Genomic DNA, 15899 nt, shown 5'->3' with positions numbered 1-15899 from the left:
CTCCCTGCGCAACCTTTGCACGAGGTATCGTCGTTTCGTCTAGAAAATTTCTACTTAAACAATCGGGCACTCGCTGCTGATCGCTAGTGATGACTGTTCGCGCTCAGCGTCTGGTTGATCCTCGTTTTGCTCTTTCAGGCAAACTTGAGCCGGTAGACATCACGCTGAGCGCAAGCGGCCCGAAGCCCTTCCCACCGCATACCCACGCAACTCCCAAGCGGAAGCGCCTTCCGGCTGATCCGGCCGGGCGTCAAAGCTAGTGGTGCTCTGGAAAGGTGGTGCCGCTTGCGTGACTCGAACACGCGACCCCCTCATTACGAATGAGGTGCTCTACCGGCTGAGCTAAAGCGGCCCGGTCGCGCGGGCGGAAACGGCCCGTGCGAGACGCGCTCTTTATACGGGCGCGTCGCGCTTGCCAAGCGCCGCTTTCAAGGTCTTCAACAATGTCGTTTCGTTCGGCTGTTCTGACACCGCCGGTGTCAAGCCGAGCGGGGTCAGGGGCGCGGCTGCGGCGGCGGAGATGCAGGCGCAGACCGCCTGGGCCAGGCGGGTCGGCGAGGCGGCCGCCCAGGACGCCAGGGCCTGCGCGGCGCGCGGGGAATGGATCAGGACCGCGTCGAAAGGGGGCGGATCGACCTGAACCACCCAGGCCGTTCGATAGACGGCCAGGGCCTGGACCGCCACGTCGCGGGCCTGTGCGGCGTGGAGCGCGGCGGCTAAATCCCCCGCCGGGGTTTCCGCCAGGGGCGCCAGCAGGACGGCCTGGCTTAATTCGGCGGCGATCAATCGGGCGAGATCGGTCAGGTCGCCGTCGGCGGAGCGCACGGCGACAAATCCGGCCTCGCGCGCAGCCCCGGCCGTGGCCTCGCCGACGGCGAAGACCGGTCGGTCGCGGCGCGGCGTCAGGGCGGCGAAGGCGGCGACCCCGTTGGCGCTGGTGAAGGCCAGGGCGGCGAAACGATCCAGATCGGGCAGGGGCGGGGCCAGGGGCTCCACCGCCAGCAGCGGCTGGATCAGGGGCTCGCATCCCATGTCGCGCAGGCGGGCGGCGGTGCGCGACGCCCCCGGCTCGGCCCGGGTGATCCAGACGCGAGGCTTGGCCGGGGCCGGGCTGGGGGAGACGGTCATCCGTCCAGGCTCGCGGGGTCGACCTCCTGGTCGCCGGCGAAGGCGTGGACCTCGGCCCCCAGCTTTTCGCCCAGGGCGCGGGCGTCGGCCTCGGTCGGCTTGAACAGTTCGCCGGCGCGGCGCCAGCGGGCCGAGCCGTCGGGGCTGAGCATTTCCGTGGTCAGCCGCAGGGTGTCGCCGTCGATCAGGGCGTAGGCGCCCACCGCCGTCCGGCAAGACCCTTCCAGCGCCGTCATGGCGCCCCGTTCGGCCGCAACAGCGACGGCGGTCGGGGCGTGGTTCAGGGCGGCGACCCAACGGGCGTTCATGGGGGCGTCGATATCCTTGGCGCGGGTCTGGATGGCCAGGGCGCCCTGGCCCGGCGCGGGCAGGAAGGCGTCCAGCGACAGCTTCTCGCGGATGTGTTCGGTCACCCCCAGCCGGGTCATGCCGGAAACCGCCAGCAGAATGGCGTCGAAATCCCCCTCGGCGGCGCGGCGCAGCCGGGTGTCGATATTGCCCCGCAGCATCTCGACCTTCAGGTCGGGGCGCAGGGCCAGGGCCTGCGCCTGACGGCGCAGGCTGGCGGTGCCCAGACGGGCGCCGAAGGGCAGGGCGTCGAAACTGTCGAAGTCGCGGCTGATGAAGGCGTCGCGCGCGTCCTCGCGTTCCGGGATGGCGGCGATGCACAGGCCCTCGGGCTGTTCGGCCGGGACGTCCTTCATCGAATGGATGGCGATGTCGATCCGGCCGTCCAGCAGGGCTTCCTCGATCTCCTTGGTGAACAGGGCCTTGCCGCCCAGCTCCATCAGGCGGCGGTCCTGGACGCGGTCGCCGGTGGTGACGATCTCGACCAGGGGCACGGCCGTTTCGATCTCGGCCTCGGCTATGCCCAGTGCCCGGCCGATGGCGCGCTGCATCATGCCCGACTGGGCCAGGGCCAGTTTGGAGCGCCGGGTGCCGATGCGGAGGGGAAGGGTCATGAGCGTTGCTTACCGGACGCCGGATCGCTACCTCGATCCGATGGAGAGTTCCGCCGACTATAGCAGCGGCGCCGCAGCGGCAACTGGACGGGATGTCCCCCCTCGTTCCGGTAAAGCCCTGACGGTGCTGGGTCTGGAGACCAGCTGCGACGAAACCGCCGCCTCGGTGGTGCGCCTGCACCCATCGGAGCAGGGCGGCCGGGCCGAGGTGCTGTCCTCGGTCGTTCACAGCCAGATCGACGATCACGCGGCCTATGGCGGCGTCGTCCCCGAAATCGCCGCGCGCAGCCATGTGGAGATGATCGCCGAGGTCACGCGCCGCGCCATGGCCGAGTCCGGCCTGGGCTATGACGGTCTGGACGGCATCGCCGCGACGGCCGGACCGGGTCTGGTCGGCGGCGTCATGGTGGGCCTCAGCTTCGGCAAGGCGGCGGCCCTGGCGCGCGGTCTGCCCCTGGTGGCGGTCAACCATCTCGAAGGCCACGCGGTCTCGGCCCGTCTGGGGCAGGAGGTCGCCTATCCCTTCCTGCTGCTATTGGTCTCAGGCGGTCATTGCCAAATTCTGGAGGTGCGGGGCGTCGGCGACATGAGCCGGATCGGCGCCACCATAGACGATGCGGCGGGCGAAGCCTTCGACAAGATCGCCAAGGCCCTGGGCCTGGGCTATCCGGGCGGGCCGGCGCTGGAACGGTTGGCGCAGCAGGGCGACGGATCGAAGATCGACCTGCCGCGCGCCCTCTTGGGACGCAAGGACTGCGACTTCTCCTTCTCGGGTCTGAAGACGGCCGCCTTCCGCATCGCCCAGACCTGCGAAACCGACCAGGACAAGGCCGATCTGGCCGACGCGGTCCAGACCGCCATCGCCCGGCAGCTGGCCGACCGGTCCGAGCGGGCCCTGGCCGCCTATGCCGAGACCCACGATCATCGCCTCTTTGTCGTCGCGGGCGGCGTGGCCGCCAACAAGACCATTCGTGCGACCTTGCAGGCGACGGCGGCGAAACGCGGTTTCGACTTCCTGGCGCCGCCGATGGCCTATTGCACCGACAATGCGGCCATGATCGCCCTGGCGGGGGCCGAACGGCTGGCGCTCGGGCTGACCAGCGACATAGACGTGGTCGCCCGACCGCGATGGCCGCTGGACGAAGCGCGCGCCCTGGCCGATCCTTCGCACAAGCCCGGCCGCAAGGGCGCAAAGGCATGACGAACGAGACCGCCTTGGGAGGGCGCATGGAATTCCGCACCGCAGGGGTCATCGGCGCCGGCGCCTGGGGCACGGCCCTGGCCCAGGTCTGCGTCCGCGCCGGACTGGAGACGACGCTTCAGGCGCGTGAGCCCCAGCTGGTCGAGACCTTGAGAACGACGCGCGCCAACGACCTGTATCTGCCGGGCGTGCCCTTGGCTGAGGGGCTCAAATTCACCGCTGATCTGGCTGACTTGGGCGATTGCGACCTGATCCTGGCCGTGCCGCCGGCCCAGCATATGCGCGCGACCCTGACCGCCTTTGCGCCCCATCACCGCGCCGGCGTGCCGGTGGTGCTCTGCTCCAAGGGGGTCGAGCGGGGCACGATGAAGCTGATGACCGAGGTTCTGGCCGAGACCCTGCCTGACGCCCCGGCCGCCGTCCTGTCCGGCCCCAGTTTCGCGGGAGAGGTGGCGCGCGGCCTGCCCACCGCCGTCACCCTGGCCTGCGCCGATCCCGTCCTGGGCCAAGCCCTGCTGAACACCCTGTCGGCGCCGGGCTTCAGGCCCTATCTGGCCACCGACCTGATCGGGGCCGAGGCGGGCGGGGCGCTGAAGAACGTCCTGGCCATCGCCTGCGGCGTCTCCGAGGGGCGTCAGCTGGGGCGCAGCGCCCACGCCGCCCTGATCACGCGCGGCTTTGCGGAAATGACCCGGCTCGCCGTCGCCATGGGCGGCCAGGCCGAGACGGTGGCGGGCCTGTGCGGCCTGGGCGATCTGGTCCTGACCTGCTCCAGCCCTCAGTCGCGCAACATGAGCCTGGGCCTGGCCCTGGGACAGGGCCAGACGGTGGAACAGGCCCTGGCGGGCAAGCGGTCGGTGGCGGAAGGCTATGAGAGCGCCCCGGCCGTGCGCGCCCTGGCCGCCCGCTTGGGGGTGGAGACGCCGATCGCCGAGGGCATCGCGGCCCTCTTGGCCGGCGAGATCACCGTGGACGGCCTGATCGACGGCCTGTTGGCGCGCCCGCTGAAGGCCGAGCGTGTCTGAAGGCGAGACCGAACGCAAACGGGTCTGGAAGACGCCGCCCGGCGTCGCCCTGTGCGCCGAGGGCGACATCGCCGATCCCGGGGCGCGCGGCTTCGTGCTTCAGATCGGCGAGGCCTTCTTCCACGGCTTCGTGGTGCGAAAGGACGGGGTCGTCGCAGGCTGGGTCGATCGCTGCCCCCACGCAGGCTTTCCCATCGCGGTCGAACTGGATCGCTATCTGACGCCCGACGGCGGCCTGATCCTGTGCGGCTGGCACGGGGCGGTGTTCGAGCCCCTGACCGGCGAATGCCGCGGCGGCCCCTGCGCCGGCGGGCGGCTGACGCCCTGGCCGGTGGCGGCGAGCGGCGGGATCATCCGCACGGCGTGAGCCGCCGTCGTCTCCTCCCCGCGAACTGGAGAGGAGACGAGATCGAAATCTCAGTCGAGCGGCTGGGGCCGGGTGACGATCGGGGCGTCGGGATCGGTCTGGGTGGGGCGCGCGGCGGTCGGGGGCGGCGTCTGCGGCACGATGACTACCGCCGGGGGTTGGACGGCCGGCGCCGTTTGGCTGTGCGCCGGAGTCGTCGCGGGCGTCTGGGTCTGGCTCTGGGTCGGGCGGGACGCGGTCGCGGCTGGAGGCGTCGTCGGGCGAGCGGCCGGCGCGGGGGGTGTCCGCGTGGTCTCGGCCGGCGCGGGCGCTGATGTGGAAGCGGGCTCAGGCGCCGGTTCGGCAGCGGGCGCTTCCGCCTCGACCACCGCCGCCGAGGGCGCCGGAGCGGTTTCAGCCTGGATGGGCGCTGCGGCGGCCGGGACTGTCGGCGGGGCGGCGGGAGCAGGGGCGGGGGCGGGACGCAGGGCGAACCACAGTCCGCCGCCCAGCAAGGCGGCGACGACCAGTCCAGCCCCGACATAGAGCGGCAGACGCGACGGCGCCTTCTCTGCTCGACGTGCAACGGGAGTGGTCGGCGTGATCTCGGGAATCTGGGCGGCGTCGACAGGAGCGTCGACAGGGGGGGCGGCGGCGTCCGTCTCGGGCCGCGTCGCCTGGGCAGGCGGCCTTTCCAGAGCGGACGGCGCAGGCTCCGGAAGAGGCGGGGGCGCGGCGGGCAGCGGGCGAAGCGTCGAATCCGCCGGGGCGGGCGTCGGGGCGGGCGTCGGGGGCGCAGCCGGGGCGGGACGGGCCTGAGGGATCAACGAACCGGCCAGAATGCTCGCGCCGGCTCTCGGACGCGGCGCGGGCGCGGGGCGCTGCGGCTGCAGGCCGCCCTGAAGCAGGCTGGACGCCTGACCTTGCCGACCTTGCGCCCGCCCCTGGGGCGCAGTGGTCAACGGCGTCTTCAGCGGCGGCCGATCCGGAATCCGGTCCAGCGGATTGGGCGCGACGGGCACCGGGCCGACGTGAAAGGTCGTCACAGGCATCCGACCCCAGGTGACCGCCTTGCGGACGAAGGGTTCGCCAGGGGACGGCTGGGGCGCTGGATCGGAAACGGTCTTCTTATCGTCGGACATGTTGCTCTAATCGCTGGCGATCTGGCCGGTTTCGTGACGCCTGGACTTGGAAGTCTAGGCCTTCAGCCGATAGCCGGTCTTGAACATCCACATGACCACCCCAAGGCACAGGGCGAAAAAGCCCAGGGTCGCGGCCACGCTGATCCCGATCGCCACGTCGCCCGCGCCGTAGAAGGTCCAGCGAAACCCTGAGATCAGATAGACCACCGGATTGAACAGGGCCACGGTCCGCCAGCCCTCGGGCAGCATGTCGATCGAATAGAAGGAGCCGCCCAGGAAGGTCAGGGGCGTGACGATCAGCATGGGGATGAAGTTCAGCTGTTCGAAACTACCGGCCCAGATGCCGATGATGAAGCCGAACAGGCTGAAGGTCACCGAAATCAGCACCAGCATGGCCAGCATCATCACCGGGTGCAGCACCTGAAGCGGCACGAAAAGGGCCGCCGTCGCCAGGATGATCAGCCCCAGCACCGCCGACTTGGTCGCCGCCGCCCCGACATAGGCGATCACCACCTCCAGCGACGACACCGGCGCGGACAGGATCTCATAGATGGTGCCGGTGAATTTCGGGAAGTAGATGCCGAAGGAGGCGTTGAAGATCGACTGGGTGAACAGGCTCAGCATGATCAGGCCCGGCACGATGAAGGCGCCGTAGGCCACCCCGTCCACCGCCTGCATCCGACCGCCGATGGCGCCGCCGAAGACGACGAAATAGAGGGCGGTGGTGATCACCGGGGTGACCACGCTCTGCCACAGGGTGCGAAGCGCCCGCGCCATTTCGAACCGATAGATGGCCCAGACGCCGTATCCGTTGAAAGACATCAGGCGGCCTCTCCGTCGCGGTGGACCAGGCTGACAAAGATGTCTTCCAGCGAGCTCTGGCGGGTGTTCAGGTCTTTGAAGCCGATCTCCAGCCGGTCCAGCCGGCGGATCAGGGCGGGCACGCCGGTGTCTTCGGCGTTGGCGTCGAAACTGTATTCCAGCTCGCCCCCGTCCGGGCTCAGCCTCAGGTCCCAGTCCGACAGGTCGGCGGGCAGGGCGGTCAGGGGCTCGACCAGGTTCAGGGTCAGGGTCTTCTTGCCCAGCTTCTTCATCAGGGCGGTCTTCTCCTCGACTAGGATCAGCTCGCCCTTCAGGATCACCCCCACCCGGTCGGCCATCTCCTCGGCCTCTTCGATATAGTGGGTGGTCAGGATGATGGTGACGCCGCGCTCGCGCAGCTTGCGGACCATGGCCCACATGTCGCGGCGCAGTTCGACGTCGACCCCGGCGGTCGGCTCGTCCAGGAACAGGATGTCCGGCTCGTGGCTCAGGGCCTTGGCGATCATCACCCGCCGCTTCATCCCGCCCGACAGGGTCATGATCTTGGCGTCGCGCTTGTCCCACAGCGACAGGTCCTTCAGAATCTGTTCGACCAGGGCGGGGTTCCCCGGCTTGCCGAACAGGCCCCGGCTGAAGGTGACGGTGGCCAGCACCGTCTCGAAGGCGTCGGTGGTCAGCTCCTGCGGCACCAGGCCGATCTTCATCCGAGCGGCGCGGAAATCCTTGCGGATGTCGTGGCCGTCGGCCACCACAGTCCCCGTGGTGGCGTTGACGATGCCGCAGATGATCGAGATCAGGGTGGTCTTGCCGGCCCCGTTCGGCCCCAACAGGGCGAAGATCTCGCCCCTGTCTATGGTCAGATCGACCCGCTTCAGGGCCTGAAGACCCGACGGATAGGTCTTGGTCAGACCTTGGATCTCGATAACCGGCATGGGCGCTCCCGTTCCTGCGGCGAATGGCGCCTGGCGTGGTGGTGGCGGGAATATGGCGCGCCGCGCGACCGGCTCAAGGGGCGCCAAGCCGTTGTTAATCACATTGGTGCAGGGTCGGGCCTCAAATCTTACCCAGGGAACCGTCTTGACTGCCCTGTCCGCCGCCCATCGCGCCGCCCTGGAGGCGGTCGTCCAGGCCTGCCCCGATGACGGTCTGGCGCAGCTGGAGGCGGCTGTCGGCGGACTGCCGGGCGACAAGGCGGGCGAACTGGCGATCCTGATTCAGGCGGAAATCCGCGATCGCGCCCGCCGGGATCAGGCGTTCGCGCCGCTGATCCCCCTGTTCCGGCCGCGCGCCGACCAAGTGGCGGCCCTGACCTTTCCCCGGCCGGTTCTGGCCCGTCTCTGGCGCGAGGCCAAGATCGGCGACGAGCCCTATCTCAGCCTGCTGGACGGGGCGGGTCCGTCGCACGGCGACTGGACCCTGGTCGCCGATCGTCTGTGCGCCCGGGCGGCGGCTGTGCTGCGGGATCGGCCCGGCGACGTCTGGGCCGATCCGTCTCCGCCGGCGCCGGTGTCGAACCTGTCGCTCGCCGCCGCCCCCGCTCCGACCCCGGCGGAGCTCGCCGGCTGTTTCGACCTGGCCCCTCTGGCGCGAACCGCTACGCCGCGTTTGCCTGCCTGGCTCGATCGTCCCGACGACGAACAGGCGGCGGGACTGCGTCTGTTGATCCAGGACTGTCTTGCCGTCTCGCCCGAAGGCGGGCGCCGGATGGTCGACATCCTCTTCGCCCATGTCGCCGACGCCGAACGGATGCTGCGTGTCGTGACCCGCACCAATCGCCTCGCCGATAAGGAGGCGATGCTGAGCCATTCCGACATGGGCGTCTTTGTCGAACGTCTGCTGGCCTCGGTCACAACGCGCGTCGCACGGATCGCCGCCGCCCGGCCCAGCCCGGATGAGGCCGCCATGGCCGAGGTGGTTCAGGAGGTCGCCTGGTGCGCCGGGGTGCTGGGCGAGATCGACCTGTGTCTGCAAATGCGGCCGGACTCGCCCTGGGGCCGGGCCGCCCGGATGGCGCGGATCCAGGTGGCGGGTCAGATGTCCGGCCTGATGAAGTCCGCCTCGGCCGCCGTCCATGCGGCCCTGCCGATGAAGCGGCAGAGGCTGAGCGGCCGGATGACGCGACTCTCGCCCTGGCTGGACGCGCCCGCGACGGGCGAGGCGGTCGAGGCGGCCGCCGGCCTGCTGAACGCCGTCGGGGGGCTGAGAGGCGCCGCCGTCGTCTTCGGCTGCGAGGCGGATCGGATGGCCTTGAAGACCGAGCTGACCGACTATCTGTCCATCTGGGCCAATGAGGCCCTGGATCATCTGGCGGACGGCCAGGTCGCCCAGCCGGAGGGACCCTTGCGTCTGGTCGGCGTCGCGGCGCGGTTCCTGACCTTGATCGACGCGCTGGAGGCCGCGCGGGCGGTGCGACGTCGCGCCGCCGCCGCCGAGGCGCTTCTGGCGACCCAAGGGGCCTCGCCCGCCGCCGCCTGATGCGATAGACGGCGGGGATGATCGCCTTCTGGATAATGACCGGTCTCGCGGCGGCCGGCGCCGCCCTTCTGGTGCTGACCGGCGCGCGTTCCGGCGCCGACCCGACTCCGGCGACGCAGGCCGAGATCGGGGCGCGCGAACTGGCCGAACTGGACCGTCTGAAGGCGCGGGGGCTGCTGGACGAGGCCGCCCATGCGGCGGCGCGCGCCGAAGCGGCCCGGCGTCTGCTGGCCGGGCAGTCAGGGACGACGCCGGCGCCCCAGACGGGCCGTCGCGACCGGCTGTGGGTTCTGAGCGGGATCGCCGCCGCGACGGCCGCCGCCCTGGGGCTTTACATCCTGACCGGATCGCCGGGCCTGCCGGACCAAGCCTATCAGCGGCGGGTGGATGACTGGTCCACCCGGCTGGAGACGCTGCAGCCGGCCCAACTGGCGGCTGTGGCGGCGCGCGCGGCCCAGGATCGACCGAACGACCCCCAGGCCCTGGCCATGCTGGGCGCGGCCCGTTTCGCCGCCGACGACCACTTGGGCGCCGCCTCGGCCTTTCGTCGGCTGATCGAGCGGGAGCCCGAGAACGCCCAGGCCTGGGCGCGGCTGGGCGAAAGCCTGGTGCGGGCCAATGACGACCAGATCGGCGCCGACGCCGAGGCCGCCTTCCGCCAGGCGGTGAAACACGATCCCGATCAGCTGGGCGCCCGCTTCTTCCTGGGCGAGGCGGCCCTGCGTCGTGGGGATGCGGCCACGACACGGGCCATGTGGACGCCGCTGATCGCCGCCCTCGATCCGGCCGATCCGCGTCGCAAGGATTTGGAACGCCGCCTGCCGAGGGCGGAATGAGCCGTTGGCGCGGGGCGCCGGCCTCTGTAGACGGAAAGAAAAATCCGTCGGGGAGCGGGTCCGCTAAGTCATGAGTTGGCTGCCGAAATCGCCGAAGGCGCGCCGTCGCCTGTGGATCGTCGCCGCCGTGGCGCCGATCCTAGCCCTGGCGGTCGGCCTGTCGCTGTGGGCCATGCAGGACAGCGTGACCTTCTTCTATTCCCCGTCCGAGGCTACCGTCGACAAGGCGCCGGAAGGCCGCAACATCCGGCTGGGCGGCCTGGTCGAGACGGGCAGCGTGCGGAAGTCTGGCGATGGCGTCGTCGTTTTCACCGTCACCGACAATATCGCCGCGACCCAGGTCCAGTATCACGGCGACCTGCCCGACCTGTTCCGCGAGGGGCAGGGGATCGTGGCGCAAGGGGCGTTCGGCGCCGACCGCGTCTTCCACGCCAGCCAAGTCCTGGCCAAGCACGACGAGAACTATATGCCGCGCGAGGTCGCCGACCGGATCAAGGCCAAGGGCGAGTGGCGGCCGGAAACCTCGACCGAGACCATGCGCTCAAATAGGCCGCAGGCTGAAAGCCTATGATCGTCGAGTTCGGGGCCTTCGCCCTTGCCCTGGCCCTGGCCCTGTCGGTGCTTCAGACCGTGCTGTCGGCGGCGGGGCGGGCCCGGCGCAGCCCCGTGCTGGCCGGGGCGGCTGAAGGGGCGGCGATCGGCGCCGCGGCGGCGACGGCCCTGGCCTTTGCGGCCCTGATCTACGCCTTCGTCATCTCGGACTTCTCGGTCTCCAACGTCGCGGCCAACAGCCACACCGACAAGCCGATGCTGTACAAGGTCGCCGGCGCCTGGGGCAGTCACGAGGGATCGCTCTTGCTGTGGTGCCTGGTCCTGACGGTCTTCGGCGCCGTCCTGGCCCGCGCGCGCGGCCTGCCGTTCGGGCTGAAGGCCTCGGCCGTGGCGACCCAAGGCGCTCTGGGCTCGCTGTTCCTGGCCTTCGCCGTCTTTACCTCCAGCCCCTTTGTCCGCCTGGACCCCGCCCCCTTCCAGGGCGCCTCGCTGAACCCCCTGCTTCAGGACCCGGCCCTGGCCGTCCATCCGCCGCTGCTCTATGCGGGCTATGTCGGGTTTTCGGTCTGTTTCTCCCTGGCGGTTGCGGCCCTGATCGAGGGCCGGGCTCAGACCGCCTTCTGGCCCGCCTGGGGCCGGTGGGTGCGCCCCTGGGCCCTGGCCAGTTGGGCCTTTCTGACCGTCGGCATCACCCTGGGCTCCTTCTGGGCCTATTATGAGCTGGGCTGGGGCGGCTGGTGGTTCTGGGACCCGGTCGAGAACGCCAGCTTCATGCCCTGGCTGGCGGGCGCGGCCCTATTGCACAGCGCGGTGGTCACCGAGCGGCGCGGGGCCCTGGCGGGATGGACCGTCTTTCTGGCGCTTCTGGCCTTCAGCTTCTCGATGCTGGGCGCCTTCCTGGTGCGATCGGGCGTCCTGACCAGCGTCCACGCCTTCGCCGTTGATCCCCAGCGCGGGATGATGCTGCTGGCCATCCTGGGCCTCACGGCCGGCGCCGCCTTCGCCCTGTTCGCCTGGCGCGCGCCCCAGCTGAAGGGCGGCGGAATGTTCGCACCCGTAAGCCGCGAGGGCGCCCTGGTGCTGAACAATCTGTTCCTGACGGCGGCGGCGGCGACCGTGCTTTTGGGCACCCTCTATCCCCTGATCCTGGAGGCGGCCTCCGGCGCGACCATCTCGGTCGGCCCGCCCTATTTCGCCGCCACCTTCGTTCCCCTGATGACGGTCGCCTTCATCATCCTGCCTGCGGGGCCTCTGCTGGCGTGGAAGCGGGGCGACCTGGCGGGGGCGACGCAGAGGCTGGCGGTCGCGGCGGGCCTGTCGCTGGTCTGCGCTCTTGCGGCCTACGCCCTGTGGTCGCCGAAGAAGGCGTTGGCCGCCGCCGGGATCGGCCTGGGCGCCTGGCTGATCCTGGGCACCCTGGCCGAGGTCGCCGAACGGGCGCGGCTGTTCCGCGCCTCGCCCGCCGAGACCCTGCGTCGCCTCAAGGGTCTGCCGCTCGGCGCCTGGGGCATGAGCCTGGCCCATCTGGGTCTGGGGGTCTTCATCCTGGGGGCGGTGGTCGAGACCGGCTTCAAGGCCGAGGCGGCCCGCGCCCTGACCTTGGGCCAAACCGTCTCCGCCGGGCCCTGGACCGTCACGCTGGATCAGGTCCGGGTGGTCGAAGGCCCCAACTATCTGGCCGAACAGGGGCGTCTGACCGTGCGACCGTCAAACGACCGGGGTCGGGCGAAGACCGTCACGGCCGAACGCCGCTTCTTTCCCGCGGGCGGCCAGACCACGACCGAGGTGGGGCTGGATTTCCGGGGTCTGGACGACGTCTATGTGGTGATGGGCGAGCGGGCGGGGTCGCCCGATCAACCCGCCTGGGTCGTGCGCCTGTACTGGAACCCTTGGGCGCGGCTGATCTTTCTGGGGCCGATGATCATGGCCTTGGGGGGGCTTTTGTCCCTGCTGGATCGCCGGCTGCGACTGGGCGTCGGCGCGCGGCGGAGGCCGGCGTGAGGCGGCTCAAGATCCTGCTGGCTGCGCCGGTCCTGGCGCTGATGCTGACGGCGGCCGAACCCGCCGCCGCTCCCGACCGTCCCTTGAGCGACCCGGCTCAGGAAGCCCGCGCCCAGGCCCTGTTCAAGGATGTCCGTTGCGTCGTCTGCCAGCACGAGGCCATCGCCGACAGCCCGGCGGGCGTCGCCGGCGACATGCGCCGCCTGATTCGCGAACAGATCGCCGCCGGCGCCACGGATCAGGCCGTGCGTCAGGACCTGGTGCGCCGGTTCGGCGACTATGTCCTGTTCACCCCGCCGGTGCGGGCCGGAACCTGGCTTTTGTGGTTCGGCCCCTTCGCCCTCATCCTGCTGGCCGGGGGCACGCTGATCCTGCGCGCGCGTCGCCGCCCGATGGAGGTCGCGCCCCTTTCGCCTGAGGAGGAACATCGACTGCAAGACATTCTCGCAAATGAGAAGCTTCGCCGCGATCCTGACGCAAGCTCGCCTCACGACGGGCGCTTGTCGGGATCAACCATCGAACGCTGAAATTGGCGTAATGCCCGTTCGGCCTATATCAAGAGCGAGACGGGGCGCGGCCCCGACAGAGGATCGCAAGAACAAGATGCTGAAGCGCAAAGAGTTCATTCTCGGGGCCTTGGCCGGCCTGACCCTGGCGGCGGGAGCGACGGCGGGCGGGATCGTCACCTGGCCCGGCGCCCACGCCGACCCCCAGGCCGTCAACCGGATCACCCCCGTCCCCGCCAACGGCGACCGCTTCTCGCCTCCGCCCGGCGCGCCCAACAGCTTTGCTGACATCTTCGACCAGGTCGCCCCGGCCGTCGTCCAGATCGACGTGACGGTCAAGGTGGATCAGCCCCAGGGCGGCGCCTTCCAAATCCCCGGCCTGCCGTTCCAGTTCGTCCCGCCCCAGGGCCGCAGCGATGGCGAAGACGCCGAACCCCGCACCACCCAGGGCGCCGGTTCGGGCTTCTTCATCTCGCAGGACGGTTTCATCGTCACCAACAACCACGTCGTCGCCGACGCCACCGAGATCAAGGTCAAGATGTCGGACGGCCGCGAACTGCCCGCGCGTCTGGTGGGGCGCGATGAGGCCACCGATCTGGCCGTGATCAAGGTCGATGGCGACAACTTCAAATACGTCAGCTTTGAAGAAACGGCCGAACCCCGCGTGGGCGACTGGGTGATCGCTGTGGGCAACCCCTTCGGGCTGGGCGGCACGGCGACGGCGGGGATTGTCTCTGCGAAAGCCCGCAGCTTGCCGGATGCCTCTTCAGCATACACCGATTTTCTGCAGATCGACGCCGCCATCAATCGCGGGAACTCGGGCGGGCCGACCTTTGATGTCTACGGTCGCGTTATTGGTGTCAACTCCGTCATTCTGTCTCCAACTGGCTCGTCAGTCGGCATAGGCTTCGCGATTCCGGCGGAAATCGCTAAGCAGATCACGTCGCGCTTGATGCGTGGGGAGGTGATTGAGAGAGGCTATCTCGGCGTGAAAATCAGTACGCCAACCACCGAGGAGTTGGGTGCTTTGGGGCTGAAAGCCGACCAGAAGGGCGCCCTCGTTGCTGAGGTCACCCCTGAAGGTCCGGCCGACAAGGCTGGCCTCAGGTTCAGCGATCTTGTCGTCTCGCTGAATGGCGAGGTGATTGATTCATCGACGAAGCTGACGCGCTTAGTTGGCGCGGCTAAGCCGGGAGACACGCTTCGGATGGAGGTGCTGCGTGACGGTCGCCGACAAACGATCACGGCACGATCCGGTACCCGCCCTTCTGAGACGGAACTGAACAGCGAAAACGGCCTCGGCCAAGGCGGAGCCGCTCCGAACGATCCTTCGGGAGCTTCGGCCACAGTCGAAGGTCTAAACTTGACTCCTCTCACTCCAGCCCTGCGCCAACGTCTGGGCGCGCCGGCCTCCGTCGAAGGTTTGGCGATTATGGGTGTTGAAACCGGTGTCGATGCCCGCCTTGGGCAAGGGGTCGTGATCCAGCAGGTTCAGAATACGCCCGTAAGAACCGTGGACGACTTCCGAGACGCCGTAGCTTCGGTGAAAGCGTCTGGCCGATCCGGAGCTTATCTCCTGATCTGGGTTCGGGGTCAGGGCAACGTACCCTATGTGCTGACTTTCAAAAAATAGAGCACGAAACAGCCCGCCATCATTTCTGATGGCGGGCTGTTCACTTTTAGAAATCACGCTTGAATGATCTCGTCGTCGTATAAATATACGATCTGGCAATCTAAAAACGGTGCCCCATCTGGGTAGTGATTGGTTATGCAGACCATAACCGTCCGCACGGAGGTGGGTTGGTGAGACGGAGCTGTCGGTGATGCGAGGGCGGACGAACCTATGGCTGACGACAACAAGCTTAGAGCAATCAGTGTTCTCTTCACGTTTGATCTCCCAGGTTGAATGCCAAGTGGCGCTCAGTTGGTTCGCGTTTTAGTCGTTCAGTCGTCAACTTGAAACTGTATTCCGCTTCGTCAATTTTTGTTGACCGAGGAGATGGCTGCGTCGAGCTTCCCGCCCGAAGATCGAACTGTCCAAGAACTGATCGGTAATCTGACCAAGCCGTAACTCACTGAATCGCCGCCGATGCGCTACCATCGGCGGCGATTTTGATTCCGGGAGGGGTTTCGATGCGGATTCTGGTGGTCGAGGACGACGCCGAGGCGGCGACGGCCATGGTGCGCGGCCTGACCGAGGCCGGCCATGAGGTGACCCATGCCGTGGACGGCGCCTTCGGCCTGCTGGAGTCGCAAAAGGGCGGCTATGACGTCTATGTGGTCGACCGGATGATGCCGCGTCTCGACGGCGTCGGCATGGTCGAGACGGTCAGGAAGGGCGGGGACCAGACTCCGGTCCTCTTCCTGTCGGCCCTGGGCGAAGTCGAGGACCGGGTCACCGGCCTGAAGGCCGGCGCCGACGACTATCTGGTCAAGCCCTACGCCTTCGCCGAGCTGATCGCGCGGGTCGAGGCCCTGGCGCGCCGGCGCGAGACCGGCGGGGTCCAGACCGTGCTGAAGGTCGGCGACCTGGAGATGAACCTGATCGCCCGCACGGTTCATCGCGGAACCACAGAGATCGACCTCCAACCGCGCGAATTCCAGCTGCTTGAGTTCCTGATGCGCCACGCCGGCCAGTCGGTGACCCGCACCATGCTGCTGGAGAAGGTGTGGGAATACCATTTTGACCCCCAGACCAACGTCATCGACGTCCACATCAGCCGCCTGCGCTCCAAGATCGACAAGGGTTTCGACAAGGCCATGCTTCAGACGGTTCGCGGCGCGGGGTATCGGTTGGAGGCGTGACGTTCGGAGTGGCGAGTGGTTAGTGGCGAGTGGCGAGAATGATTGAGGCTGGCGACCGAGCGGCGACTTATGGTCAGGCCCCGCGGAAGCCTCTGTCT

At 68.8% G+C, this 15899-nt stretch carries 15 protein-coding genes and 1 tRNA gene; 10 read left to right on the top strand and 6 right to left on the bottom strand.

Annotated elements, in window-relative coordinates:
* Nucleotides 1-276 precede the first annotated feature (276 nt).
* The 3 genes from BSP_RS16035 to hemC form a co-directional block, all read right to left on the bottom strand.
* Nucleotides 277-352: transfer RNA gene (locus tag BSP_RS16035), tRNA-Thr, on the bottom strand.
* A 41-nt stretch (nt 353-393) separates the two neighbouring features.
* Nucleotides 394-1128 carry a uroporphyrinogen-III synthase gene (locus BSP_RS16030; protein WP_152950990.1) on the bottom strand — a complete coding sequence of 245 codons (735 nt, stop codon included), beginning with the start codon at nt 1126-1128 and terminating at the stop codon, nt 394-396.
* On the bottom strand, nt 1125-2090 hold the full coding sequence (hemC, locus tag BSP_RS16025; RefSeq protein WP_152950989.1) for a hydroxymethylbilane synthase: 966 nt from the start codon (nt 2088-2090) through the stop codon (nt 1125-1127). Before hemC ends, BSP_RS16030 begins: the two co-directional genes overlap by 4 nt.
* On the opposite strand from hemC, the gene tsaD reads away from it, so the two are divergent.
* From tsaD to BSP_RS16010, 3 genes are read left to right on the top strand one after another with little or no spacing between them, the layout of a single operon-like run.
* The gene (gene tsaD, locus BSP_RS16020) at nt 2089-3291 is read left to right on the top strand and encodes a tRNA (adenosine(37)-N6)-threonylcarbamoyltransferase complex transferase subunit TsaD (RefSeq protein ID WP_227975993.1); all 1203 of its coding nucleotides are present in this window, start codon (nt 2089-2091) and stop codon (nt 3289-3291) included. The two genes, hemC and tsaD, sit on opposite strands and share 2 nt — an antisense overlap.
* 26 nt (nt 3292-3317) lie before the next feature.
* On the top strand, nt 3318-4316 hold the full coding sequence (locus BSP_RS16015; RefSeq protein ID WP_152951184.1) for an NAD(P)H-dependent glycerol-3-phosphate dehydrogenase: 999 nt from the start codon (nt 3318-3320) through the stop codon (nt 4314-4316).
* Nucleotides 4309-4683: a Rieske 2Fe-2S domain-containing protein gene (locus tag BSP_RS16010; RefSeq protein WP_054766689.1), complete on the top strand. Its 375-nt coding sequence runs from the start codon at nt 4309-4311 to the stop codon at nt 4681-4683. The genes BSP_RS16015 and BSP_RS16010 overlap by 8 nt, the downstream gene beginning before the upstream one ends.
* 50 nt (nt 4684-4733) lie before the next feature.
* On the opposite strand, the gene BSP_RS16550 is transcribed toward BSP_RS16010, so the two are convergent.
* Genes BSP_RS16550 through BSP_RS15995 form a run of 3 tightly spaced genes read right to left on the bottom strand, consistent with a single transcriptional unit; the run spans nt 4734 to nt 7558 of the window.
* A complete protein-coding gene (locus BSP_RS16550) occupies nt 4734-5804 on the bottom strand; it encodes a hypothetical protein (RefSeq protein ID WP_152950988.1) in 1071 nt (356 codons plus the stop codon).
* Nucleotides 5805-5858: 54 nt separating this feature from the next.
* On the bottom strand, nt 5859-6626 hold the full coding sequence (locus BSP_RS16000) for an ABC transporter permease (protein ID WP_054766687.1): 768 nt from the start codon (nt 6624-6626) through the stop codon (nt 5859-5861).
* Nucleotides 6626-7558, bottom strand: a complete 933-nt coding sequence (locus tag BSP_RS15995) for an ABC transporter ATP-binding protein (RefSeq protein ID WP_054766686.1) — start codon at nt 7556-7558, stop codon at nt 6626-6628. The genes BSP_RS16000 and BSP_RS15995 overlap by 1 nt, the downstream gene beginning before the upstream one ends.
* A 145-nt stretch (nt 7559-7703) precedes the next feature.
* Here BSP_RS15995 and BSP_RS15990 point away from each other — a divergent pair, with 145 nt between their 5' ends.
* The 7 genes from BSP_RS15990 (at nt 7704) to BSP_RS15960 (ending at nt 15801) form a co-directional block, all read left to right on the top strand.
* Nucleotides 7704-9101 carry a hypothetical protein gene (locus BSP_RS15990; protein ID WP_054766685.1) on the top strand — a complete coding sequence of 466 codons (1398 nt, stop codon included), beginning with the start codon at nt 7704-7706 and terminating at the stop codon, nt 9099-9101.
* A gap of 35 nt (nt 9102-9136) precedes the next feature.
* Complete coding sequence (ccmI, locus tag BSP_RS15985; RefSeq protein WP_255478921.1) at nt 9137-9937, top strand: c-type cytochrome biogenesis protein CcmI; 801 nt, start codon at nt 9137-9139, stop codon at nt 9935-9937.
* A gap of 70 nt (nt 9938-10007) precedes the next feature.
* The gene (gene ccmE / locus BSP_RS15980) at nt 10008-10508 is read left to right on the top strand and encodes a cytochrome c maturation protein CcmE (protein WP_054766683.1); all 501 of its coding nucleotides are present in this window, start codon (nt 10008-10010) and stop codon (nt 10506-10508) included.
* A complete protein-coding gene (locus BSP_RS15975; RefSeq protein ID WP_152950986.1) occupies nt 10505-12490 on the top strand; it encodes a heme lyase CcmF/NrfE family subunit in 1986 nt (661 codons plus the stop codon). Before ccmE ends, BSP_RS15975 begins: the two co-directional genes overlap by 4 nt.
* Nucleotides 12487-13017 carry a cytochrome c-type biogenesis protein gene (locus BSP_RS15970; RefSeq protein WP_152950985.1) on the top strand — a complete coding sequence of 177 codons (531 nt, stop codon included), beginning with the start codon at nt 12487-12489 and terminating at the stop codon, nt 13015-13017. Before BSP_RS15975 ends, BSP_RS15970 begins: the two co-directional genes overlap by 4 nt.
* Nucleotides 13018-13093: 76 nt before the next feature.
* Entirely contained in the window at nt 13094-14629 is a 1536-nt protein-coding gene (locus tag BSP_RS15965; protein WP_152950984.1) for a trypsin-like peptidase domain-containing protein, read from the top strand.
* Nucleotides 14630-15129: 500 nt separating this feature from the next.
* Nucleotides 15130-15801, top strand: coding sequence for a response regulator transcription factor (locus BSP_RS15960; RefSeq protein WP_054766679.1), 672 nt, complete (start codon nt 15130-15132; stop codon nt 15799-15801).
* The last annotated feature ends 98 nt before the right edge of the window (nt 15802-15899 follow it).

Source organism: Brevundimonas sp. Bb-A (assembly GCF_009394735.1).
GTDB classification, from domain to species: Bacteria; Pseudomonadota; Alphaproteobacteria; order Caulobacterales; family Caulobacteraceae; genus Brevundimonas; species Brevundimonas aurantiaca.
This window is presented reverse-complemented; position numbering and strand designations above follow the sequence as displayed.